The organism is Streptomyces sp. NPDC048392, assembly GCF_043200575.1.
Taxonomy (GTDB): domain Bacteria; phylum Actinomycetota; class Actinomycetes; order Streptomycetales; family Streptomycetaceae; genus Streptomyces.
Map to the genome: position 1 here is coordinate 88985 of NZ_JBICYB010000015.1, position 22117 is coordinate 111101.

The window sequence follows — 22117 nt, forward strand, 5'->3', positions numbered from 1 at the left end:
CGGATAAGTGATTCCGTTCAGCGGAAAAGTTGCTACAGGAGGGTGTGGGATGGGTCAGCAGGAGAAGGTGGCAACGAGCCTCGCGGGCGCCGTCGGCGAGAAGATCAGTGCCTCCCTCGCACCGGTCGACGCGGAGCTGGAGCGCCGCTACCCCGGAGACCCGGGCACCCGCCAGCCCGTGCACACCGTCTACGTCCCCGGTGACGTCTTCGCCGCCGACACGATCCGCTCCTGGGGCGACCGCGCCCTCGCCGCCCTCGACGAACACGCCCCGGACGCCGCCTCCTTCGCCGCCGTCCTCGGGCTCGCCGACGACCTCGCCGAGCCCGTCTACACCCGCGTACGCGCCAAGCTGGAGCGCGAGCCCGTCGAGGACCTCCGCGTCGACTTCGAGGACGGCTACGGGGGCCGAACGGACGCCGAGGAGGACGAGGCGGCCGCCCGCGCGGCCCGGCTCGTCGCCGAGGCGTACGAGCAGGGCACGGCCGCCCCGTACATGGGCATCCGCATGAAGTGCATGGAGGCCCCGGTGCGCGCCCGAGGCATCCGTACCCTCGACGTCTTCCTCAGTGGCCTGATGGAGGCGGGCGGCCTGCCCGACGGTCTGGTCCTCACCCTGCCGAAGGTGACGTATCCCGAGCAGGTCACCGCCATGGTGCGGCTCCTGGAGGCGTTCGAGAAGGCCCGCGGCCTGACGCCCGGCCGGATCGGCTTCGAGATCCAGATCGAGACCAGTCAGTCCATCCTCGCCGCCGACGGCACCGCCGCCGTCGCCCGCATGATCCAGGCCGCCGAGGGCCGCGCCACCGGCCTGCACTACGGCACCTTCGACTACAGCGCCTGCCTCGGCGTCTCGGCCGCCCACCAGGCCGGCGACCATCCGGCCGCCGACCACGCCAAGGCGGTCATGCAGGTCGCCGCGGCCGGAACCGGCGTACGCGTCTCGGACGGCTCCACCAACGTCCTGCCGGTCGGCCCCACCGCGCGGGTCCACGACGCCTGGCGCCTGCACTACGGACTCACCCGCCGCGCCCTCGCCCGCGCCTACTACCAGGGCTGGGACATGCACCCCGGCCACATCCCCACCCGGTACGCGGCCGTCTTCGCCTTCTACCGCGAGGGCTTCGAGCAGGCGGCCGCCCGCCTCTCCCGCTACGCCAACCGCACCGGCGGCGACGTGATGGACGAGCCCGCCACGGCCAAGGCCCTCAGCGGCTACCTGCTGCGCGGCCTGGACTGCGGCGCCCTCGACATCGGCGAGGTGGCCCGGCTGACCGGCCTGACCCGCGCCGACCTGGAAGGCTTCTCCTCGCCCCGGCGCGGCGACCTCACGGCATCGGCGCAGTAGGCGGCGGCCGGGTCCCCGCGAAGGGGCCGTCCGGCCCGGAGCCCACGTACCGATCCAGGCCGGGCGGTCCAGCGGTTGCGGCCCGGCCCCGTCGAGCGGCCGGACTCCCGGGGCCACGTGCCCGGGTACGGCAGCGGCTCCTCGCGCGGCACTCCGGCCGTCCCGAGCGCTCGCGGCGTCCGGTCCTCGCCGGGCGGCCGAGCGGGGCCGCGGCGCTCACCCGGTGGGCGCGACACGGTGTGGCTCCTTCGGGTGCGACACGGTGTGGCTCCTGGTGGCGGTGGCGGTGGCGCGGACGGGTGCACCGGTGTGTCCGGCCGCCCGCGCCGGTCGCCGCCGGTACGGTCGTCCGTCGCGGCCCCTCAGTGCGACGGCGGCAGTTCGCCCGAGCCGCGGGTGACCAGCCTGGTCGGCAGTTCGATGCGGTCGGGGGCGAGGAGGGTGCCGTCCAGCTGCCGGAACAGCCGTTCGGCGGCGGTGCGGCCGAGGGCGGCCGCGTCCTGCGCGACGACGGTGACGCCCGGCTGGAGCAGGTCGGCCAGCTCGATGTCGTCGAAGCCGACGAGGGCGACGCCCCGGGTGTGCTCGGCCAGGACCCGGATCACGGTGACGGTCACCCGGTTGTTGCCGGTGAAGATCGCGGTGACCGGCTGCGGGTCGGCGAGCATCTCCTCGGCCGCCCGGCGCACCCGCTCCGGGCCGGTGACGCCCAGGGACATCCAGGAGTCCTTGACCGGTATGCCCGCGTCCTCCATGGCGGCCCGGTAGCCGCGCAGCCGCTCGGCGGCGGTGTGGATGCGGGGCATGTCTCCGATGAAGCCGATCCTGCGGTGCCCGTGCGCGATCAGGTGGGCCACGCCGTCGCGGGCGCCGCCGAAGTTGTCGGACACCACCACGTCCGCGTCGATCCGCCCCGCCGGACGGTCCACGAACACCGTGGCGACGCCCGCCTTCAGCTCCGGCTCCAGATACCGGTGGTCGTCCCCGGCGGGGATCACCACCAGCCCGTCCACGCGCCGTGCGCACAGCGCCAGCACCAGCTCCTGCTCGCGCTCCGGGTCCTCCGCGCTCGACCCGTTGATCAGCAGGGCGCCGTGGGAGCGGGCCACCTCCTCCACGGCGCGGCTGAGCGGTCCGTAGAACGGGTCGGCCAGATCCTCCAGGACCAGACCGATGCTGGCGGTGCGGCCCTTGCGGAGCACCCGCGCGCTGTCGTTGCGGCGAAAGCCCAGCGCGTCGATGGCCTCCTGGACGCGGCGCTCGGTCTCCGGGGTGACACCGGGCTCGCCGTTGACCACCCGGGAGACGGTCTTCAGACCGACCCCGGCCCGGGCGGCGACGTCCTTCATGGTCGGGCGATTGCCGTAGCGGTTCCCGGGGAGGTGGTCTGCGCGGCGGGTCGTGTCGGGCACGATGCGGTGTCCTGTCCTGTCGTCCACGGGATTGCGTCGGCTCCTGTTGTCCAGGGGGATGTGTCGGTCATGGGCTTGTATGAGGATGTGGCGTCGAGCATAGAGCCTGGACAACGTTGTCAGATGCGGGAGACACTGTCCATCGCACTCCCCGGTCCACGTCCCCACGGTGGTACCGGCCGCTGCGCGCTCTTGTGTACGTCATTTTTCGCTTTTCGGTCCGACGGGGAGATCCGACTCTGATGCACACCGACCTCGTGGCAGCGCTGGACATCGGCGGCACCAAGATCGCCGGCGCGCTGGTGGACGGCCACGGCCGCATCCAGGCGCGCGCGCAGCGCGCGACGCCCGCCCGGGAGGACGGCGACACCGTCATGAGGGCCGTCGAGGCCGTGCTCGCGGAGCTGACCGCGTCGCCGCTGTGGGGGCGGGCCACGGCCGTCGGTATCGGCAGCGCGGGCCCGGTGGACGCCTCGGCCGGCACGGTCAGCCCGGTGAACGTGCCCGGCTGGCGCGACTACCCGCTGGTCCGGCGGGTCCGGGCCGCCGCAGGTGACCTGCCGGTGGAGCTGATCGGCGACGGGGTGGCCATCACGGCGGCCGAACACTGGCAGGGCGCCGCCCGCGGGCACGACAACGCGCTGTGCATGGTGGTGTCGACCGGAGTCGGCGGCGGTCTGGTACTGGGCGGCCGGCTGCACCCCGGCCCGACCGGCAACGCCGGCCACATCGGACACATCAGCGTCGATCTGGACGGCGACCCCTGCCCGTGCGGTGCGCGCGGCTGCGTGGAGCGCATAGCGAGCGGTCCCCACATCGCCCGCCGCGCCCTGGACGCCGGCTGGCTGCCCGGACCTGACGGCGACACCTCCGCCGCCGCGGTCGCCGCCTCCGCCCGCCTGGGCGACCCCGTCGCCGTCGCGTCCTTCGAGCGGGCCGCGCAGGCACTGGCCGCCGGTATCGCCGCCACCGCGACCCTCGTCGAGATCGACATCGCCGTGGTCGGCGGGGGCGTGGGCAAGGCGGGCGACGTCCTCTTCGCCCCCCTGCGCAAGGCGCTGACCGACTACGCGACGCTGTCCTTCGTCCAGCGCCTGGCGGTGGTCCCCGCCCAGATGGGGACGGACGCCGGGCTGGTCGGCGCGGCCGCGGCGGCGCTCACGAGGACGGCGGAGGTGACCGCCGCGCACGTCTGAGTCCCGGACCGGTCGGCGGGGGAGGCGGTCGAGCCGGACTCCCGGGTGACGAGCGAGGCCCGGGCGATCCGAGACTCCCGCCCCGGCGGCCGTGACCACGGAGACGCCGCGTAGTTGAACGGGGCATGAAGAAGCGCAGCATGCTCGCCCTCGCGTCCCTCGCCACCGGGTTCGTCGTCGCGGCCGTCACCCCGTCCCACGCCGCTCCGAGTGAACTCCCGCTCGGCCTGGACGTGGAGGACACGGTCAGCACCGTCCAGGACACCGTCGCCACCGAGAGCCTGACCCTGGACGACGACTCCCTCGGCCGACTGGGCTGAGGCCCGACGCCCCGCCCGCCCCGTCCCGGACCACACGGCGCCGGTGCCCCCACCCCCAGGGGCACCGGCGCCGCTGTCGTACGCCCTCAACTGGACCTGGTTTCCGTGGCAGGGTGAAGCGGGCAAGCCACAGGGGGCCAACAGAAGAGGGGGACCTGTGACCGTCGTCTGGATCAACGGCGCGTTCGGTGCGGGGAAGACGACCACCGCACGGGAACTGATCGAACTGATCCCGAACAGCACGCTCTTCGACCCCGAGGTCATCGGCGGGGCACTAGCACACCTGCTGCCGCCCAAACGCCTGGCCGAGGTGGGCGACTTCCAGGACCTGCCGATCTGGCGCCGCCTGGTCATCGACACGGCGGCCGCGCTGCTCGCCGACCTCGGAGGGACCCTCGTGGTCCCGATGACCCTGCTGCGCCAGGAGTACCGTGACGAGATCTTCGGCGGCCTCGCCGCCCGCCGGATCGCGGTCCGGCATGTCCTGCTGGCCCCGGCCGAAACGATCCTGCGGGAGCGAATAGCGAGCCGCGAGACACCGGCGGACCTGCCGGACGGCGAGATGCGGGTGCGGCAGTGGTCCTACGACCACATCGAGCCCTACCGCTGCGCCCTCGCCTCCTGGCTCACCGCCGACGCCCATCCCGTCGACACCGGCGCCCTCACTCCGTACGAGGCCGCCGCCCGGATCGCCGAGGCCGTCGGAACCGGCGCCGTGCCGGCCTGCGAGATCGTGCAGACTCCGGAGCCCACCGGCGAGACCGTCGCCGCAGGCGTCCTGCTCTTCGACGAGCGGGACCGGGTGCTGCTCGTCGACCCCACCTACAAGCCCGGCTGGGAGTTCCCCGGCGGAGTCGTCGAACCCGGCGAGGCGCCGGCCCGGGCCGGCATGCGCGAGGTCGCCGAGGAGACCGGCCTGCGCCTCGACGACGTACCCGCCCTGCTGGTCGTCGACTGGGAACCACCCGCACCCCCCGCCTACGGCGGTCTGCGACTGCTATTCGACGGCGGCCGGCTCGACTCCGCGGACGCCGCCCGGATCCTTCTGCCCGGCCCCGAGCTGCGCGACTGGCGCTTCGCCACCGAGGACGAGGCCGCCGCCCTGCTGCCCCCGGTCCGCTACGAGCGGCTGCGCTGGGCGCTGAGGGCCCGGGAGCGCGGGGCAGCCCACTACCTGGAGGCGGGCACGCCGGTCGGCTGACGTCAGCCGACGGGCCCGTACGTCCGCGCGGATTCCCGCAGAGCCTCCCCGGCCCGTACGGTGACCGGATCTCCGTGGCCGAAGCAGGCCACCTCCGGGTCGAGCCCCGCCGGCCGTCCGAAGGAAGCGACGGCCCGCTGCCGGTCGACGTTGAACCCGCCGGGCATCACCGCGCCGCCGGCGGGCGACGCGGCGACGGCGTCCCCCGTGAACAGCACGCCGCGCGACGGGAGACTCAGCGCGATGCTCCCGTCCGTGTGGCCCGGGGCGTGGACCACCCGCGCTCCGCCGCCGAAGTCCAGGACGTCCCCGTCCGCCACCTCCGTCACGCGCGCCGGCCGGTCGAAGCCGCCCCGCGGCAGCCGCCGTACGGCGTCCTCGTGCAGGGGGCGTTCCCAGTCCTCGAAGGCGGGCGGCGGACCCGGTACCTCGCCCCGCACGACGGGCGCCTCGAAGACGTGCGCCACCACCTCCGCCCCGGTGAGCGCGGCGACCTCCTGCGCCCCGCCCGCGTGGTACTCGTGGAAGTGGGTGAGCACGACACGCCGTAGCCGCCCGAAGGACTCGGCCGACGCGGCGACGTTCGCCCCCGCTCCGGCCGGACCGGCGTCGACCAGCGTCAGGCCGTCACCGTCCCGCCAGAGGTAGGCCTGGCCGACCGGGAAGCGAAGGAGGCGCAGGCGGGGGAGGAGTTCGATGACGTCCATACGACGACCGTAGGCGGGGCCCCGCCCTCGGGCGAGGCCCCTCTGCCGACGGCAGAACGCGAAACGCGGCCCGGCTCAGCTCGCCGCGTAATTGCGCAGGAAGTGCGCCTCGGCCACCGACAGCCGCTCCAGCTCCTCGGGGGACACGCTCTCGTTCACGGCGTGGATCTGCGCCTCCGGCTCGCTCAGGCCGATCAGCAGGATCTCCGCCTGCGGGTAGAGCGCCGCCAGGGTGTTGCACAGCGGGATGGAACCGCCCTGACCGGCGTACTGCATCTCCTCGCCGGGGTACGCCACCGCCATCGCGTCCGCCATCGCCTGGTACGCCGGGCTGGTGGTGTCGGCACGGAACGCCTGGCCCTGACCGGTCTGTTCGACGCCGACCCGGGCACCCCACGGCGTCCGCGCCTCCAGGTGCGCCTGGAGCAGCTTGGTCGCCTCGGCCGCGTCCACCCCCGGCGGCACCCGCAGGCTCACCAGCGCCCGCGCGCCCGCCTGCACCGACGGGGTGGCGCCGACGACCGGCGGGCAGTCGATGCCGAGCACGGTGACGGCCGGCCGCGCCCAGATCCGGTCGGCGACCGCACCGGAACCGATCAGCTCGACGCCGTCCAGCACCCGCGCGTCCCTGCGGAACTGCTCCTCGTCGTACGCGAGGCCCTCCCACGTGCTGTCCGCCGCCAGCCCGTCGACGGTCGTCGAACCGTCCTCGGCGCGCAGTGAGTCCAGGACGCGGATCAGGGCGGCCAGCGCGTCCGGCGCGGCACCGCCGAACTGGCCGGAGTGCAGGTTGCCTTCGAGCGTGTCGACCTTCACGCGGACCAGCGTCATGCCGCGCAGCGTCGAGGTGACCGTCGGCAGACCGACCCGGAAGTTGCCCGCGTCCCCGATGACGACGGTGTCGGCGGCCAGCAGCTCGGGGTGCGCCTCGGCGTACCGCTCCAGGCCGCCCGTGCCCTGCTCCTCCGACCCCTCGACGATCACCTTGACGTGCACCGGCACGCCGCCGTTCGCCTTCAGCGCGCGCAGCGCGAGCAGGTGCATCAGCACGCCGCCCTTGCAGTCCGCGGCACCGCGCCCGTACCAGCGGCCGGCGCGCTCGGTCAGCTCGAACGGCGGAGTGGCCCAGCCGGCCTCGTCCAGCGGCGGCTGCACGTCGTAGTGGGCGTAGAGCAGCACCGTCTTCGCGCCCTCGGGCCCGGGCAGGTACCCGTACACGGACTGCGTGCCGTCCGGCGTGTCGAGGAGGGCCACGTCCTGGAATCCCTCGGCGCGCAGGGCCGCCGCTATCCAGTTGGCGGCGCCCACGCTCTCGCTGCGCGGGAACTGGTCGAAGTCCGCCACCGATTTGAAGGCCACCAGCGCGGCGAGTTCCTCCTTCGCCCGGGGCATCAGCGAGGAAATGGTCTCGGCGACCGGATTCGGCGACATGGGCACGCTCCTTGTGGGTGCGACGTTGTACCAAGGAGTACTTGGAATGACGGGCCGATCCTCCCACAGTGGCCTGCGGCGATGCCCGCCGTAGGATGCGGGGGTCAGGTGCGGCATGCGGTTTGATCGGAGCAGTAGACCATCGTGAGCAGCGAGAACTCTTCGGCGGACGACACGCGTCAGGTCTGGGACGTCGTCGTGGTGGGCGCGGGACCTGCGGGGGCCTCGGCCGCCTACGCGGCGGCGGTCGCGGGGCGGCGCGTGCTGTTGCTGGAGAAGGCGGAGCTGCCCCGCTACAAAACCTGTGGCGGCGGCATCATCGGTCCCTCGCGCGACACCCTCCCGCCCGGCTTCGAGCTGCCCTTCCGGGACCGCGTGCACGCGGTGACGTTCTCCCACAACGGGCGCTTCACCCGGACCCGGCGGTCCCGGCAGATGCTGTTCGGGCTGATCAACCGGCCCGAGTTCGACCAGCAGCTCGTCGAGCACGCCCAGAAGGCGGGCGCCGAGCTGCGCACCGGGGCGGCGGTCACCCGCGTGGAGCAGCACGGGTCGGCGGTACCGGACCGGCGCACGGTCGCCGTCGTCCTCCAGGACGGCGAGACGGTGCTGGCCCGGGCCGTCGTCGGCGCGGACGGCAGCGCCAGCCGGATAGGCGCGCACGTCGGGGTGAAGCTCGACCAGGTCGACCTCGGCCTGGAGGCGGAGATTCCGGTGCCGGAGACGGTCGCCGAGGACTGGAAGGGCCGGGTGCTCATCGACTGGGGCCCGATGCCCGGCAGTTACGGCTGGGTCTTCCCCAAGGGTGACACCCTGACGGTCGGCGTGATCTCGGCGCGCGGCGAGGGCGCGGCGACCAAGCGGTACCTGGAGGACTTCGTCGGCCGGCTCGGGCTCGCCGGATTCGAGCCGAGCGTCTCCTCAGGTCATCTGACGCGCTGCCGTGCGGACGACTCGCCGCTGTCGCGCGGCCGGGTCCTGGTGTGCGGGGACGCGGCCGGGCTCCTGGAGCCGTGGACCCGCGAGGGCATCTCCTTCGCGCTGCGGTCGGGGCGGCTGGCGGGGGAGTGGGCGGTGCGCGTCTCCGAGGCGCACGACGCCGTGGACGCGCGGAAGCAGGCCCTGAACTACGCGTTCGCGATCAAGGCCGGGCTGGGTGTGGAGATGAGCGTCGGCAAGCGGCTGCTGACGGTGTTCGAGCGCCGTCCCGGCCTCTTCCACGCGGCCCTGACCGGATTCCGCCCGGCCTGGAAGGCGTTCAGGGAGATCACGCAGGGCTCGACCTCGCTGGGAGAGCTGGTCCGCGGCCATCCGCTGGCGCAGCGGGCGCTGACGGCGATGGACCGGCGGCCCGCGCCGTCCGCGGGGGAAGAGCCCGGCGCCTGACCGTCGGCGCCCGGTCGTCGGCGCCTGGGCGACGCCGCCCGACCGTCGGCGTCCGGTCGGGCGGCGCCCGGTTCTCGCCGTCCGGCGGTCGACGCCTGGCCGTGGGCGGATCATCCTCCCCGGTTCGTCCGCGCCGGCAACATCGTCTCCCGGCTCATCGACGCCGAGGCGTGCCTCCGGCTCATCGGCCCCCGAACATCGCCCGCCCCGCCCCGCCCCGCCCCGCCCGGCCCTGCCCCGCCCCGCATCGGTCCGGTAGGACCAGGGCTCCCGGCGGGGCGGGCGTACTTCGCCGGGAGTACGTGTGAGCACCACGCGCGGGTGACGCCGCCCGCGGCGCCCGGCGTCCAGCGTGGCGGTCATGGACGGACAGCGTGAGCGCGAGGGCCGGGCGCCGCGGCGGTGGCGGCACGGGCCCCCGCGGTGGAACCGGTGGGGCGACGAGGAGCCCCGCCCCCGGTGGCCCTGGCCTTCCACGGTGCTCGTCACGGCGTTCGTGCTGTTCGGCTCGAACCTCGCCGCCCACGCCCAGGAGACCGAGCGGGCCGGCCTCGACCCCTTCGCACGCGCGTTGCTGTTCATGACGGGGGCCGCCCTGCTGTGGCGGCAGCGGTACCCGGTGCCGGTCGTGTTCGGCACGGCACTCACCACCCTGGTCTACCTGGGCGCCGGATACCCGTACGGGCCGGTGTTCGTGGCCGTCGCGGTGGCCTGCTTCAGCGCCGTCGTCGCCGGACACCGCGGGGCCGCGTGGGCCGCGACGGGGACGCTCTGGGCCGGGCACGCCCTGGTGGCGCACTGGCTCTACCGGTGGCTGCCGCCGCCCGGGGGCCCGGCCGCGTCCTGGGGGCAGGAGCTCGTGATCGCCACCTGGGCCGTGGCGATCGTGGCCCTGTCGGAGCTGGCCCGGGCCCGCCGCGAGCGGTGGGCGCGGGAGCGCGCCGAACGGGCCGACGCGGCACGACGGCGCGCGGACGAGGAGCGACTGCGGATCGCCCGCGAGCTGCACGACGTACTCGCGCACAGCGTCTCCGTCATCAATGTGCAGGCCGGTGTCGGGCTGGCGCTCCTGGACACCGACCCGGAACAGGCCCGCGCCGCGCTCAGCACCATCAAGGACCAGAGCAAGGAGGCGCTCGGAGAGGTACGCCAGGTACTCGACACCCTGCGCACCCCCGGAGACGCGCCGCGCGCGCCGGCCCCCGGTCTCGATCGGCTCCCCGAACTGGTCGAGCAGGCGGCGAGCGCGGGCCTCACCGTCGAGGTGGAGGGGAAGCCGCCGCACCTGTCGCCCGGTACCGGGCTGGCCGCGTTCCGCATCGTGCAGGAGGCGCTCACCAACGTCGTACGGCACTCGGGTTCGCGGCACGCGCGCGTCCGCCTCGGACGCGACGGGGACACACCGCGGCTGCGCGTCGACGACGACGGCCCCGCGACGGGTGCCGAGGCGGGCGGCGGCGGCAACGGGCTGGCCGGGATGCGGGAGCGGGCGGCGGCCCTGGGTGGCACCATCGAGGCGGGCCCGCGCCCCGACGGCGGCTTCCGGGTGCTGGCGGCCCTGCCGCTCGACGCGAAGCCCGCGACACACGTGAAGGAGGACGACCGGTGATCCGCGTACTGCTCGCCGACGACCAGTCACTGGTACGGGCCGGCTTCCGGGCCCTGCTGGACGCGCAGCCGGACATCGAGGTGGTCGCGGAGGCCGCCGACGGCGGGGAGGCGGTGCGCTCGATCCGCGAACTGCGCCCCGACGTCGTCCTCATGGACATCCGCATGCCTTCGCTGGACGGCCTGGCCGCGACCCGCCGGGTGACGGGGGATGCCGGGCTGCGCGAGGTGAAGGTGGTCATGCTCACCACCTTCGAACTCGACGAGTACGTCTTCGAGGCGATCCGTTCCGGGGCCTCCGGCTTCCTGGTCAAGGACACCGAACCGGAGGAACTCCTGCGCGCCGTGCGGGCGGTGGTGGACGGAGACGCGCTGCTGTCGCCGGGGGTGACCCGCCGGCTGATCGCCGAGTTCGCGGCCCGCTCCAAGGAACCCGCGGCGGCGGGCGCGATGGCCCGGCTGACCGAGCGGGAGCGCGAGGTGATGGCCCTGGTCGGCATCGGGCTGTCCAACGAGGAGATCGCCCGCCGCCTGGTGGTCAGCCCGCTGACCGCGAAGACCCACGTCAGCCGCACCATGGTGAAGCTGGGAGCCCGCGACCGGGCCCAACTGGTCGTGCTCGCCTACGAGTCGGGACTGGTACGGCCCGGCTGGCTCGGCTGATCCCCGCGCGCGAACCGGACCAGCACGCTCACCACACGGACGAAGAACACCACCACGGCCAGCACCACCCCCGAGCCGACGAGCACATCGCGCAGCCCGTCCGGCAGGCCGAAGAGGTACGCCGGTCCCGCCACGGCCCCGAACAGCACCGCCGCCGCGAACACCGCGCTGCACAGGGCGTATCCGATCTCGACCGTGATGGCGTCCCGCCGGCCCTGGGTGCGCCGTCCCCCGTAGGTGTCCATGCCGACAAGTCTCCCAGAACGGCGGCGCATCGGCAGCCGGAGCGCCTCCTCGCAGCCGTGGCGCCGACCGCCACCGGCTCTGCTACGGTGCGCGCATGGCGGCGAAGAAGGCCGAACAGACGCTCGTGACCCAGTGGCGCTCGATCCTGGACCTCCACGCCCGCGTCCAGTGCGAACTCGACCGTGCGCTGCACGGACACGGCCTGTGCGGAAGCGACTTCGAGGTGCTCGACGTGCTGGCCGGCACACGGGACGAGGACGGGGGCGGCTCCGGCGGGTACCGCGTCCAGCAGATCTCCGAGCGGGTCCACCTCAGTCAGAGCGCGTTGTCGCGGCTGGTCGCCCGGCTGGAGAGGGACGGTCTCGTCGAGCGCTCCATGTGCCCCGAGGACCGGCGGGGCGTGCGGGTGGCGCTCACCCCGAAGGGGCGGGCCAGGCACGGCGAGGTGCTCCCGGTGCAGCGGGCGGTGCTGCACCGGATGCTGACCGGCTGACTCGCCGCCGCCGCGCGGTTCCCTCACTACCAGGTGATGCCCGACCGCTCACGCCACAACGCGGCGAGCGATGTGTCGCCGGTCACTCGGGGGAACGGCCCGCGGTTCCACAGCGCCGGGTAGAGCTGTGCGGCGGGCCCGGTCAGCTCGCAGTCGGCGTCCCCGGTGTCGTCCCGCCCGGCCACCGGAGGCCGCGCGGACAGCCGTAGGGTCCACACGGCGTCCGGCGCGTCCGTCGCCCGCACTCGCAGCGTGCGGGGCTCCTCGGTGCGCACGGTGCTCTTCGGGCGGGCGTGGAAGGCGCACAGCAACTCGTCGATCCCGTCCACCGCGAAGTCCACGCCGACACCGGTGGGTTCACCGCCCGCGGCCGACTCGGCGTCGATCCGGTGCACGGTCGTCTCGTGCGCCTGCCGCCGGGCCCAGAAGGCCAGCGGTGACGGAGCGGGCATGAACTGCCAGCACCGCACGTCGGGTGCGGCATCCGCGAGGGTGTCGACGAGGCGCCCGTGCCCCTCGCGGAACCAGGCGAGGAGCGGGGCGCCGTCGAGGCCGGGCGGGCCGTCGGCGGGCCGGGGAGCGGTGTGCCCCTCGGCGACGAACGCCGTCGCCCAGCGATGCACCATCCCCGTGTGCCGCAGCAGGTCCCGCACCCGCCAGCCGGGACAGGTCGGCACCTCGGCGTCGCTGCCTGTCTCTTCGGCGGCCGCGGCCAGCAACATGCCTTCGCGGTCCAGGACCTCGACGTACGCGGCTGTCTTCATGTCAGGGAGTGTGCCGCATGGAGCGGGCTCGAAGGCAGGCCCCCCGGGCGGGCCACGGCCCGGCTCAGCCGAGGGCGGCCGCGCGCCGCGTACCGACCGCGACCAGCACCGCCGCCGCAGCGAGCGCCGCCACGCTGGCGAGGGCGGCCGGCAGGGAGAACCAGTCGGCCATGAAGCCGATGGCGGGCGGCCCGAGCAGCATGCCGCCGTAGGCCGTGAGGGAGGCCGTGAGGGAGCGGGCAGGGGCGGCGGCACGGGGGGCCGGGCGGGGGAGGCCGCAAGGGGGCCGGCCGTCGGCCGGGAGTGGAAGTCCAGACCCTCCTTCGGTTTCACCGCGCCCGAACCCGCCGGCACGATGCGCGGCCGGGCGATCGCGACGCGGTAGGAGTCCACACCCAGGTCGCCCGGCAGCGCCACGTCCTCGGGGCAGCGGCGTGGTCGCAGGCCACGTCACCGGTGTCGCCGTTCGCCACCGGGCCGGGTGTGGCTGTAGGTGTCCCAGACCGACGGACCGCGGCCGCCCTCCCGTGCCGCGCCCCCGATCTGGTACGGGGCGGTCGCGGCGCCCAGCACGGAGCCGGGAGGGAGGCCGGGGTAGCCACTCATGCTGTGCGGCTCGTCTCCGTGCTTGCCGCCTTCACTCGACGCTACGCGGCAGTCACTTGACGGAACCGCCGGAGATCCCGGCGGCGATGTACTTCTGGGCGAGGACGAGGAGGATCGCCGCCGGCACCGCCGACAGCACGGACGCGGCCATCACGGAACCCCAGTCGCCGACGTGCGCGCCGATGTACTGGTAGATGCCCAGGGTGATGGGCTTGACGTCGTCGGTCGTGTTCAGGGTGAGCGCGAACATGAAGTCGCTCCACGAGAACAGGAACGCGAACAGAGCGGACGTGATCAGCGAGTTGCGGCTCATCGGCAACACCACCCGCACGAACGTCCGTACCGGCCCGGCGCCGTCGATCTGCGCGGCCTCGATCACCTCGCCGGGGATCGACACCATGAAGGAGCGCATCAGCACGATGGAGAACGGGATGCCCAGCGAGGCGTCCGCCAGCATCAGGCCGAAGTAGGAGTTGACCAGGCCCAGGTCGACGTAGGAGCTGTAGAGCGCGTTGGCGATGACGATGCCCGGCACCATCTGGGTGATCAGCGTGCCGAACACGATGGTGCGCGAGCCGCGGAGCCCGAACCGCGCGAGACCGTACGCCGCCGGCGCCGCGATCGCCAGGCAGATGGCGACCGCGCCGAGCGAGACCGCGAGCGAGGTCAGCAGGTGCCCGCCCTGGTCGGTGATCGCCTTGGAGAAGCCGGACAGGTCCAGGCCGCCCGGCACCGGGTCGACCTGCAGCAGCCCCGAGTCGGGCTGGAGCGCGGTGTTGAGCATCCAGTACAGCGGGAAGAGCATCACGCACAGGACGAGAACGCCGGCGGCGGTGGAACCCCAGCGGCGCCGGGAGGCGGTGGGCGTGTGGGTGGCCATGGACGTCACTTCCCCTCGCTGCGGTTGGCCCGCAGGCAGAACACCGCGAACACGGCGGAGATCAGGATGAGTACGTTGCCGACGACGGCGCCCGCGCCGAAGTCCAGCTGCACGAACGAGTTCTGGTAGGTCAGCGTGCCGAGCGTCTGGGTGGCGTCGGCCGGGCCGCCGTCGGTCAGTGCGAGGATCAGGTCGAGGATCTTGACCGTCGACATGAAGCCGAGTACGAGGACGACCGTGACGACGGGCCTGAGCATCGGCAGGGTGACGGAGCGGAAGGTCCGCCAGGCCGAGGCGCCGTCCAGGGCGGCCGCCTCGTGCAGTTCCCTCGGGATCTCCTGGAGACCGCCGTACAGGATGACCATGTTGAACGGGATGCCGATCCAGATGTTGACCAGGATGACCGACAGCAGGGCCATCCCGGGGCTGGTCAGCCAGGGCGCGTGACCGCCGACGCCGAGGGTGTCCAGGAACGAGTTGAGCACGCCGGTGTCCTGGTCGAGGATGCGCCGCCAGACGATGCCGGACACCACCATGGGCACCAGCCAGGGCAGCAGGATCAGCGAGCGCAGCACCCCGTTGAGCGGGAAGCGGCGGCTGAAGAAGACCGCGAGCGCGAGGCCGATGCAGAACTGCCCGAGCAGCGACCCGGCCGTGAAGACGAGCGTGTGCCACAGGGCCTTGCCGAACAGGGCGTCCTGGAACACGTGGGACCAGTTGTCGGCGCCGTTGAAGGGCGCCTCACCGGTGAAGAAGGTCTTCGGCGTGTAGTCCTGGAAGCTCATCACGACGTTGCGCACGAGCGGGTAGCCGAAGAACAGCAGCATGAAGGCGACGGCGGGGGCGACGAACCCCCACTGGGTGAGCCTGCGCCGGCGTGCGATCCGGCCGGGGGCCGGCGCGGCGGCCGACTCGGACGCCTTGGCGGGCGTCTGCGCGGTGACGGTGGACGTGGTCATGGGGCGTACCTCAGTTCCCGCTCGTGGCCCGCTGCTGGGCGCGCTTCAGGGCGCTCTCACTGGACTGGCCGGTCAGGGCGGACTGGAAGGCGCTCTGCAGGGCGAGCGACACGCTCGACCAGCCGGCGCCGAGCTTCGCCGTGCGGGACCGGGCGACGGCCACCTGGTCGGCGAGGGAGTCCAGCTCGGGCACCTTCTCGCGCCAGAGAGCGGCGGCCTTCGAGTTGGCCGGGACCATCCAGCTGTTGAGCGCGTAGGTCAGCTGCTCCTTCTCGCTCGCCAGACAGGCGACGATCTTCCCGGCCGTCTTCTCCCGCGCCCGGTCGCCGGTGTCGGGCACGGTGAGCACCGCGCCGCCGAGCGGACCCACCGAGTCGTCCCCGGCCTCGGGCACCGGGATCGGCGCGATGCCCCAGTGCAGCGACTTGTCGCTGTTCAGCGTCTCCACCTGCCACGGCCCGTTGATCATCATCGCCGCGTTGCCGGCCATGAACTGGTCGTTGACGTCCGCCTGCGTCCAGTTGACCGTCGACTTCGAGAGCGAACCGTCCTTCAGCAGGCCCTTCCAGTAGTCCAGGGCCTCGACCACCTTCGGGCCGTCCAGGTCGGTCTCGTCGCCGCCGTTGGACCACATGAACGGCGTGAACTGGAAGACGCCGTCCTCCGCCCCGCCCGCGCTGAGCGCCAGCCCGTACTGCTTGCCCTGCGTGAGCTTCTGCGCGCTCTCCCGCAACTCGGCCCAGGTGGCGGGCACCTCGACGCCCGCCTTGCCGAGGACGTCCTTGTCGTAGAAGAGGGCGAGCGTGTTCACGGAGCGGGCGGCGCCGTAGTAGGTCCCCTGGTACGAGCCGAAGTCGACGATGCCGTCGGGGATGTCGTCGGTGCTCAGCCCGAGGGACCTGAGGTCGACCAGGCCGCCCGCGTCGGCGAAGGTCGGCATCTCGGACGCGTCGAACTGCACGATGTCGGGCAGCGACTTGGACGACGCCATGCGCAGCGCCTTCGTCATCACCTGCGCGGCCGGGACGCTCTGCTGCTCGATGCTGACGCCCAGCCGCTCGCCGCAGCGGGCCATCGCCTCCGCGTCCCAGCGGTGGTACGACTCGTCGGTCGAGGAGTTCATCACGGTGTAGACGTCGGCGTCGCGCTGCTGTCCGCAGCCGGCCAGGGAGGCCCCGGCGACCAGCACGGACACGGCGGCGAACGGGGCGACGACTCGGCGTGAGCGTCCTCGCCCGCGGCGCGTGGCAGCCGGGGGGTGTGCTGTCAGGGCGAGCGAGGTGAAGCGCTTCGACATAGTGCGGCCCTTGCTGTCGTACCGTCCGGCTTCCTTGCCGGACTGTTTTGTTTGATGAGATGACTAATACGTCACGGACCTGCTTCCGCGCTAGAGCGAAGCCGCCCCGGTTCCTTCGCCCCGCAGGGTGAGTGAGGTGTTCTGGTAAGTAATCGTGCCAGTTCAGCGAGGTGGAGCCGGTCCGAACGCCTCGGCGTCGGGATTTGTTTTGTGTACGATCAAAACGCTGTGAGACGGCTCCCGTGCTCCCTACCCGACAGCTCCCGCCCCACCCAAGGAAGATCATGAAGTTCACCGACGGCTTCTGGCTCATCCGCGAGGGCGTGCATCTCTCGTACGCCACCGAGGTACGCGATGTACGCCTTGAATCGAAGCGCTTCACCGCCCACGCCGCCGTGAAGAAGGTGACGCGGAGGGGGGACACGCTCAACGCGCCGCTCCTCACGGTCGAGTGCTTCTCTCCCGCCGAGGGCGTCATCGGCGTCCGGGCCACCCACCACGCCGGGAAGCGCCGCCCGGGCCCCGACTTCGCCCTCGCCGGCGCCACGGACGGCGCCGGCGAGGTATGCCGGGACGGCACCGTCGCCGAGCTGACCAGTGGCCCGCTGACCCTTCGCCTGGACCGTGCGGGCCCCTGGGGGCTCACCTTCCACGACGCGGACGGACGCGAGCTGACCCGCGCTGACGCCAAGGGCACCGCGTTCGCCACCACCGGCGACGGCGCCCACCACATGCTGAGCCGGCTCGCGCTCGGCGTCGGCGAGCAGATCTACGGCCTCGGTGAGCGCTTCACCCCGTTCGTGAAGAACGGCCAGGCCGTCGACATGTGGCAGGCCGACGGCGGCACCAGCAGCGAGCAGGCCTACAAGAACGTCCCGTTCTACCTCTCCTCGCGCGGCTACGGCGTCTTCGTCAACCACCCCGGAGCGGTGTCCTTCGAGGTCGGCTCCGAGTCCGTCGGCCAGGTGCAGTTCAGCGTCGAGGACCAGACGCTGGAGTACTACGTCGTCGCCGGGCCCACCCCGAAGGACGTCCTCACCCGCTACACCGCTCTCACCGGCCGCCCCGCCCTGCCGCCCGCCTGGTCCTTCGGCCTGTGGCTCACCACGTCCTTCACCACGTCGTACGACGAGGCGACGGTGACGTCCTTCGTGGACGGCATGGCCGAGCGGGGCATCCCGCTCTCGGTCTTCCACTTCGACTGCTTCTGGATGCGCGAGTACCAGTGGTGCGACTTCGAGTGGGACCCGGACGTCTTCCCCGACCCGGAGGGCATGCTCGCCCGGCTCAAGGCCAAGGGGCTGCGGGTCAGCGCCTGGATCAACCCCTACATCGCCCAGAAGTCGCCGCTCTTCGACGAGGCCGCCGCCCTCGGCCACCTGGTGCGCAGGCCGGACGGCGACATCTGGCAGTGGGACCTGTGGCAGGCCGGCATGGGGCTGGTCGACTTCACCAGCCCCGCGGCCCGCGACTGGTACGCCGGGAAGCTCAAGCCGCTGCTCGACCAGGGCGTGGACTGCTTCAAGACCGACTTCGGCGAGCGCATCCCCACCGACGTGGTCTGGCACGACGGTTCCGACCCGGAGCGCATGCACAACTACTACACCCACCTGTTCAACCGCACCGTCTTCGAACTCCTCGAAAAGGAGCGCGGGCAGGGCGAGGCCGTCCTCTTCGCCCGCTCCGCGACCGCGGGCGGCCAGCAGTACCCCGTCCACTGGGGCGGCGACTGCTGGTCGTCCTTCGAGGCGATGGCCGAGTCACTGCGGGGCGGCCTGTCCCTGTCCCTGAGCGGCTTCGGCTTCTGGAGCCACGACATCGGCGGCTTCGAGGGCACGCCCGACCCCGCGGTCTTCAAGCGCTGGCTCGCCTTCGGACTGCTCTCCTCGCACAGCAGGCTGCACGGCTCCTCGTCGTACCGCGTGCCGTGGGAGTTCGGCGAGGAGGCGGTCGACGTCGCCCGCCGTTTCACCCTCCTCAAGCACCGCCTGATGCCCTACCTGTACGGCGTCGCCGCCGAGGCCCACCGCACCGGCGTGCCGATGATGCGGCCGATGGTGCTGGAGTTCCCGCGCGACCCGGCGTGCCGTCCCCTGGACCGCCAGTACATGCTCGGCTCCGACCTCCTGGTCGCCCCCGTCTTCGCCGAGGACGGCGAGGTCGAGGTCTACCTCCCCGGGGGCACCTGGACCCACCTGCTGACCGGCGAGCGCGTCACCGGCCCGGCCTGGCGCACCGAACGGCACGCCTACGACAGCCTGCCCCTGTACGTCCGTGAGGGCGCCGTCCTGCCGCTGGCCTCCGATGACCAACGCCCCGACGGCGACTGGCTCGACGCCCCCACCCTGCTGGTCCACCCGTCGGCCGTGCCCGACTACGTGGCCGAGGTCACCGTGCCCGACCTCCTGGGCACACCCGCCGCGACCTTCCGCGTGCGGCGCGACGGGGACACGCTGCGGGTCGCCGCGGGCGGCACCGACCGTCCCTTCACCGTCCGGGTCGCGGGCGGCGCGAGCGCGCGGGGAGTGGGAGAGGTGACCGTACCGCTGTCGTGAGGCCGCGGGTCAGCGGTCGAGGCCGGCCAGCGCGGCCAGGAGGCGGACCACGTCGTCCGCGCTGGTGTACGGCGCCAGTCCGACCCGGACGGCGCCCTCGTCGCCCAGGCCCAGGCGGCGCGCGGCCTCCAGGGCGTAGAAGGACCCGGCGGGTGCGTCGACGCCGCGCTCGGCCAGCTGCCGGTAGACGTCGGCCGGGCTCAGTCCCGCCACGGTGAACAGCAGAGTCGGTGTGCGCCGTGCGGCCCGCGAGTACACGGTGATCCCGCCGAGGCCGGCCAGTCCCCGCTCGATCCGCTCGCGCAGCGCGCCCTCGTGCGCCTCCAGCGCCGCGAACGAGGCGACGAGCCGGTCCCTGCGGCTGCCGCGGGCGTCCGGCTCCAGACCGGCCAGGAAGTCCACCGCGGCGCGCGCGCCGGCCAGCAGCTCGTACGGCAGCGTGCCCAGCTCGAAACGCTCGGGGACGGCGTCGCCGGAGGGCAGCAGCTTGTCCGGCCGCAGGGTCTCCAGGAACTCGGGCCGGGCCGCCAGCACCCCCAGATGCGGGCCGAGGAACTTGTAGGGCGAGCAGACCAGCGTGTCCGCGCCGAGGGCCACCGGGTCGACGACGGCGTGCGAGGCGTAGTGCACGGCGTCGACGTGGAGCAGCGCGCCGACGCCGTGCGCCAGCCGGGCGACGGCCGGCAGGTCGGGCATGGTGCCGATGAGGTTGGACGCGGCCGTCACCGCGACCAGCCTGGTGCGAGGGGAGAGCACCGCCTCGACGTGCTCGGCGAGCAGCTCCCCGGTGGCCGGGTCGAAGTCGGCCCGGCGCACGGTCGCGCCGACCGCCTCGGCCGCCTGGATCCAGGGCCGGATGTTGGAGTCGTGGTCCAGCCGGGTGACGACCACCTCGTCCCCGGGCCCCCACGTCTTGGCGAGCGTCCGGGCCAGGTCGTAGGCGAGCTGGGTAGCGCTGCGGCCGAGCACGATGCCCCGCGGTTCGGTGGCCAGCAGATCGCCGAGGGCGCTGCGGGCGTCCGCGACGATGCCGTCCGCGTTGCGCTCGCCCTCGGTCCTGCGGCCCCGGTTGGCCAGCGGGCGGGAGAGAGCCTCGCCGATGGCGTCGATGACGGGCTGCGGGGTCTGGGTGCCGCCGGGCGCGTCGAAGCGGGCGGAGCCGGACTTCAGGGCGGGTATCTGCGCGCGGATCGCGTCGACGTCGAGGGCCATGTGCACTCCTACCGAAAGCGGGGACTCCCGGCTCATGATCGCAGCAGCGCGGCGCTCACGACAGACGCCCGCGACCGACCGGTCGGAAGTCCACCGCCGTCACCGGGCCTTCCCCACCTGATCCTGCGCATCCGGATCGTCCGCCGCCGGGTTCTTCTCGCGGCCGCCGGGATGCCGGTGCCGCCAGAACCAGAAGATCGTGCAGGACAGCAGTGCCCATCCGCCGAGCACCAGGAACGGGAACGCGTGCTGGTGGCCCTGGAAGTACACGGCGGTGTGCTGGGCGTTGACCGAGGCCCCGGGTGGCAGCCACCGGCCGATCTCCCCCAGCGGGGACGGCAGCAGCGGCCAGGACACCGCGCCGCCGGAGGAGGGGTTGCCGATGATCACCATCAGGCCCCAGGTCGGCAGCATCGCCCAGCGGCCGAACAGGGTGTTGAACATGGAGAAGACCATGCCGGACACGAACATGGTGAGCGCCAGGATGAGCCACGACTCGACGAAGGGCAGGTCCAGCGCGCCCAGCAGCCAGTCCACCGTGGCGGCGATGACGAACCCGCCGAGCAGCGCGTAGCTCACCGTGAACAGGATGCGCTCGAACGGGGTGAGCGTCCGCGCGTGCACGCTCAGCTGGATCGCCCCGACGAAGCCGATGATCACGGCGGCCAGGGAGATGTAGAAGATCGCCAGTCCGCGCGGGTCGCCCTCCTGCAGGGGGTTGACGTCCCGGACGGCGACGTCGACGCCGAGCTTCTTCCCCACGGCCGGCGCAGTCCGGGCGAGCAGCTCGGCGACCGAGGCACCGGATGCTCCGGACACGTCGAGGACGGCGCTGCGCCCGTCGTCGCGCAGTTCGAAGACCGCGAAGACCTCCTGCTGCTCGATCGCCTCGCGGGCCGCGGCGCGGGTCTCGTAGGGATGCACCTTCACCGAGGTGTCCAGCGCTTGCTCCAGGCCGTGCAGAAAGGCTCGGCCACCGGCCTCCTCGTACGAGCCGACCACGGCCGTGGGGATCAGGCGGGGCGTCGGATCCGCCATCGAGTAGGTGTACGAGCCCGCGAAGAACCCGGCCGCGGCGGCGAGGATCAGCACCAGAACGGTGGCCGGCCAGAACGGCGTCTGCCGGAACGCGGACCACCGCTGTCCGAGCGTCGGAGGCCTGCCGTGTGCTTCGTGGGACATGTGGGCCATGTCCGGCCCGGTCAGGCGTGGACCAGCGGCGTGTCCACGAGGTGCTCCGCCACGAACCACGCCTGCAGCTCGTTGGTGCGCAGGATCTCGGAGACCAGAAGGTCGTTGGTGCCGTCGTCCCCGAGTTCCTGGGTGCGGGCCGCCGCGTCGTGGCAGTCGGTCAGGATCAGCTCGTGCGCCTCCAGCAACCGCGAGAGCATCGACGGCACCTCCTCCACCCCGTCCGGAGGGCGCGGCACGGTGGTGATCTCGGCGACGTGGCGTGGGTCGCCGACCGCGACGCCGCCGAGCGTCTGGACGCGCTCGGCGACCGTGTCGATCAGCTCCAGTTGCTCGCCCGCGTGCTTGTCCAGCAGCAGGTGCAGCTGGTAGAACGTCGCCCCGCGCATCAGCCAGTGGTACTTCTTGTACAGATCGTGCAGGATCCGGGTGTCCGCCAGCACCTTGTTGAGCCGCTGGCAGGAGTAGAGACGGGTCTCCATGGTGAGCGCCACGGGGAACTGCTTGACGGTGCCGAACTCCTGAATGGTCCGGCCCTTCTGGTGCAGCCAGGGCTGACTGCCGTCCGACCGGTGCTCAGCGGACGACGAGGGCTTCGGCTTCGGGGAACTCACGCCTTGACTCCTTCGGGAGAGGACTGAA

Annotated in this window: 20 protein-coding genes and 2 pseudogenes; 9 read left to right on the forward strand and 13 right to left on the reverse strand. The window is 72.9% G+C overall.

Translation table 11 applies throughout. From position 1 onward, the window contains the following. Positions 1–49: 49 nt before the first annotated feature. Positions 50–1348, forward strand: a complete 1299-nt coding sequence (locus ACGFYH_RS21260; protein WP_393804703.1) for a DUF6986 family protein — start codon at positions 50–52, stop codon at positions 1346–1348. 362 nt (positions 1349–1710) lie between these two features. On the opposite strand, the gene ACGFYH_RS21265 is transcribed toward ACGFYH_RS21260, so the two are convergent. After that, positions 1711–2787 carry a LacI family DNA-binding transcriptional regulator gene (locus ACGFYH_RS21265; RefSeq protein ID WP_393804704.1) on the reverse strand — a complete coding sequence of 359 codons (1077 nt, stop codon included), beginning with the start codon at positions 2785–2787 and terminating at the stop codon, positions 1711–1713. Between the two features lie 215 nt (positions 2788–3002). Here ACGFYH_RS21265 and ACGFYH_RS21270 point away from each other — a divergent pair, with 215 nt between their 5' ends. The 3 genes from ACGFYH_RS21270 (at position 3003) to ACGFYH_RS21280 (ending at position 5477) form a co-directional block, all read left to right on the forward strand. Continuing rightward, a complete protein-coding gene (locus tag ACGFYH_RS21270; protein WP_393804705.1) occupies positions 3003–3956 on the forward strand; it encodes an ROK family protein in 954 nt (317 codons plus the stop codon). 125 nt (positions 3957–4081) lie between these two features. Further along, entirely contained in the window at positions 4082–4276 is a 195-nt protein-coding gene (locus ACGFYH_RS21275) for a hypothetical protein (protein ID WP_393804706.1), read from the forward strand. A gap of 157 nt (positions 4277–4433) precedes the next feature. Beyond that, entirely contained in the window at positions 4434–5477 is a 1044-nt protein-coding gene (locus ACGFYH_RS21280) for an NUDIX domain-containing protein (RefSeq protein ID WP_393804707.1), read from the forward strand. 2 nt (positions 5478–5479) lie between these two features. On the opposite strand, the gene ACGFYH_RS21285 is transcribed toward ACGFYH_RS21280, so the two are convergent. Together ACGFYH_RS21285 and ACGFYH_RS21290 are read right to left on the reverse strand one after the other, a co-directional pair. Further along, complete coding sequence (locus ACGFYH_RS21285) at positions 5480–6184, reverse strand: MBL fold metallo-hydrolase (RefSeq protein WP_393804708.1); 705 nt, start codon at positions 6182–6184, stop codon at positions 5480–5482. A 75-nt stretch (positions 6185–6259) separates the two neighbouring features. Beyond that, complete coding sequence (locus tag ACGFYH_RS21290) at positions 6260–7615, reverse strand: dipeptidase (protein WP_393804709.1); 1356 nt, start codon at positions 7613–7615, stop codon at positions 6260–6262. Between the two features lie 144 nt (positions 7616–7759). Between ACGFYH_RS21290 and ACGFYH_RS21295 the strand changes: the two genes are divergently transcribed. The 3 genes from ACGFYH_RS21295 (at position 7760) to ACGFYH_RS21305 (ending at position 11272) form a co-directional block, all read left to right on the forward strand. After that, positions 7760–9001, forward strand: coding sequence for a geranylgeranyl reductase family protein (locus tag ACGFYH_RS21295; RefSeq protein WP_393804710.1), 1242 nt, complete (start codon positions 7760–7762; stop codon positions 8999–9001). 361 nt (positions 9002–9362) lie between these two features. Beyond that, positions 9363–10610 carry a sensor histidine kinase gene (locus tag ACGFYH_RS21300; RefSeq protein WP_393804711.1) on the forward strand — a complete coding sequence of 416 codons (1248 nt, stop codon included), beginning with the start codon at positions 9363–9365 and terminating at the stop codon, positions 10608–10610. Then, a complete protein-coding gene (locus ACGFYH_RS21305) occupies positions 10607–11272 on the forward strand; it encodes a response regulator (protein ID WP_393804712.1) in 666 nt (221 codons plus the stop codon). The genes ACGFYH_RS21300 and ACGFYH_RS21305 overlap by 4 nt, the downstream gene beginning before the upstream one ends. On the opposite strand, the gene ACGFYH_RS21310 is transcribed toward ACGFYH_RS21305, so the two are convergent. Continuing rightward, complete coding sequence (locus tag ACGFYH_RS21310; RefSeq protein ID WP_393804713.1) at positions 11233–11517, reverse strand: DUF6332 family protein; 285 nt, start codon at positions 11515–11517, stop codon at positions 11233–11235. The genes ACGFYH_RS21305 and ACGFYH_RS21310 overlap by 40 nt on opposite strands. Before the next feature lie 95 nt (positions 11518–11612). Between ACGFYH_RS21310 and ACGFYH_RS21315 the strand changes: the two genes are divergently transcribed. Further along, the gene (locus ACGFYH_RS21315; RefSeq protein WP_393804714.1) at positions 11613–12011 is read left to right on the forward strand and encodes a MarR family winged helix-turn-helix transcriptional regulator; all 399 of its coding nucleotides are present in this window, start codon (positions 11613–11615) and stop codon (positions 12009–12011) included. A gap of 26 nt (positions 12012–12037) precedes the next feature. Here the strand turns inward: ACGFYH_RS21315 and ACGFYH_RS21320 are convergent, their stop codons facing one another. The 6 genes and pseudogenes from ACGFYH_RS21320 to ACGFYH_RS21345 form a co-directional block, all read right to left on the reverse strand. Further along, the gene (locus ACGFYH_RS21320; protein ID WP_393804766.1) at positions 12038–12775 is read right to left on the reverse strand and encodes a maleylpyruvate isomerase family mycothiol-dependent enzyme; all 738 of its coding nucleotides are present in this window, start codon (positions 12773–12775) and stop codon (positions 12038–12040) included. A gap of 64 nt (positions 12776–12839) precedes the next feature. Then, positions 12840–13019 (reverse strand): annotated as a pseudogene (locus tag ACGFYH_RS21325) (MFS transporter); the annotation flags it as partial. A gap of 65 nt (positions 13020–13084) precedes the next feature. Beyond that, positions 13085–13381, reverse strand: a pseudogene (locus ACGFYH_RS21330) (family 1 glycosylhydrolase); the annotation flags it as partial. Positions 13382–13433: 52 nt separating this feature from the next. Next, positions 13434–14261 carry a carbohydrate ABC transporter permease gene (locus ACGFYH_RS21335; RefSeq protein ID WP_393804715.1) on the reverse strand — a complete coding sequence of 276 codons (828 nt, stop codon included), beginning with the start codon at positions 14259–14261 and terminating at the stop codon, positions 13434–13436. Between the two features lie 5 nt (positions 14262–14266). Then, on the reverse strand, positions 14267–15220 hold the full coding sequence (locus tag ACGFYH_RS21340; protein ID WP_393804716.1) for a carbohydrate ABC transporter permease: 954 nt from the start codon (positions 15218–15220) through the stop codon (positions 14267–14269). 10 nt (positions 15221–15230) lie between these two features. Continuing rightward, a complete protein-coding gene (locus tag ACGFYH_RS21345) occupies positions 15231–16517 on the reverse strand; it encodes an ABC transporter substrate-binding protein (RefSeq protein WP_393804717.1) in 1287 nt (428 codons plus the stop codon). A gap of 284 nt (positions 16518–16801) precedes the next feature. Between ACGFYH_RS21345 and yicI the strand changes: the two genes are divergently transcribed. Continuing rightward, complete coding sequence (gene yicI, locus ACGFYH_RS21350; protein WP_393804718.1) at positions 16802–19072, forward strand: alpha-xylosidase; 2271 nt, start codon at positions 16802–16804, stop codon at positions 19070–19072. 9 nt (positions 19073–19081) lie between these two features. Here the strand turns inward: yicI and ACGFYH_RS21355 are convergent, their stop codons facing one another. The 3 genes from ACGFYH_RS21355 to ACGFYH_RS21365 all read right to left on the reverse strand — a co-directional run bounded on the left by ACGFYH_RS21355 (position 19082) and on the right by ACGFYH_RS21365 (position 22089). After that, a complete protein-coding gene (locus ACGFYH_RS21355; RefSeq protein ID WP_393804719.1) occupies positions 19082–20284 on the reverse strand; it encodes a cysteine desulfurase-like protein in 1203 nt (400 codons plus the stop codon). Positions 20285–20383: 99 nt separating this feature from the next. Beyond that, positions 20384–21466 carry an ABC transporter permease gene (locus ACGFYH_RS21360; RefSeq protein WP_393804720.1) on the reverse strand — a complete coding sequence of 361 codons (1083 nt, stop codon included), beginning with the start codon at positions 21464–21466 and terminating at the stop codon, positions 20384–20386. 20 nt (positions 21467–21486) lie between these two features. Continuing rightward, entirely contained in the window at positions 21487–22089 is a 603-nt protein-coding gene (locus ACGFYH_RS21365) for a Dps family protein (protein ID WP_393804721.1), read from the reverse strand. Positions 22090–22117 lie beyond the last annotated feature (28 nt).

Bases quoted from the DNA above. Each gene is read 5' to 3' on its own strand.
- ACGFYH_RS21355 (WP_393804719.1), bottom strand. From the start codon at position 20,284: ATGGCCCTCGACGTCGACGCGATCCGCGCGCAGATACCCGCCCTGAAG.
- ACGFYH_RS21340 (WP_393804716.1), bottom strand. From the start codon at position 15,220: ATGACCACGTCCACCGTCACCGCGCAGACGCCCGCCAAGGCGTCCGAG.
- ACGFYH_RS21290 (WP_393804709.1), bottom strand. From the start codon at position 7,615: ATGTCGCCGAATCCGGTCGCCGAGACCATTTCCTCGCTGATGCCCCGG.
- ACGFYH_RS21320 (WP_393804766.1), bottom strand. From the start codon at position 12,775: ATGAAGACAGCCGCGTACGTCGAGGTCCTGGACCGCGAAGGCATGTTG.
- ACGFYH_RS21335 (WP_393804715.1), bottom strand. From the start codon at position 14,261: ATGGCCACCCACACGCCCACCGCCTCCCGGCGCCGCTGGGGTTCCACC.
- ACGFYH_RS21300 (WP_393804711.1), top strand. From the start codon at position 9,363: ATGGACGGACAGCGTGAGCGCGAGGGCCGGGCGCCGCGGCGGTGGCGG.
- ACGFYH_RS21270 (WP_393804705.1), top strand. From the start codon at position 3,003: ATGCACACCGACCTCGTGGCAGCGCTGGACATCGGCGGCACCAAGATC.
- ACGFYH_RS21285 (WP_393804708.1), bottom strand. From the start codon at position 6,184: ATGGACGTCATCGAACTCCTCCCCCGCCTGCGCCTCCTTCGCTTCCCG.
- ACGFYH_RS21310 (WP_393804713.1), bottom strand. From the start codon at position 11,517: ATGGACACCTACGGGGGACGGCGCACCCAGGGCCGGCGGGACGCCATC.
- ACGFYH_RS21315 (WP_393804714.1), top strand. From the start codon at position 11,613: ATGGCGGCGAAGAAGGCCGAACAGACGCTCGTGACCCAGTGGCGCTCG.
- ACGFYH_RS21360 (WP_393804720.1), bottom strand. From the start codon at position 21,466: ATGTCCCACGAAGCACACGGCAGGCCTCCGACGCTCGGACAGCGGTGG.
- yicI (WP_393804718.1), top strand. From the start codon at position 16,802: ATGAAGTTCACCGACGGCTTCTGGCTCATCCGCGAGGGCGTGCATCTC.
- ACGFYH_RS21275 (WP_393804706.1), top strand. From the start codon at position 4,082: ATGAAGAAGCGCAGCATGCTCGCCCTCGCGTCCCTCGCCACCGGGTTC.
- ACGFYH_RS21345 (WP_393804717.1), bottom strand. From the start codon at position 16,517: ATGTCGAAGCGCTTCACCTCGCTCGCCCTGACAGCACACCCCCCGGCT.
- ACGFYH_RS21260 (WP_393804703.1), top strand. From the start codon at position 50: ATGGGTCAGCAGGAGAAGGTGGCAACGAGCCTCGCGGGCGCCGTCGGC.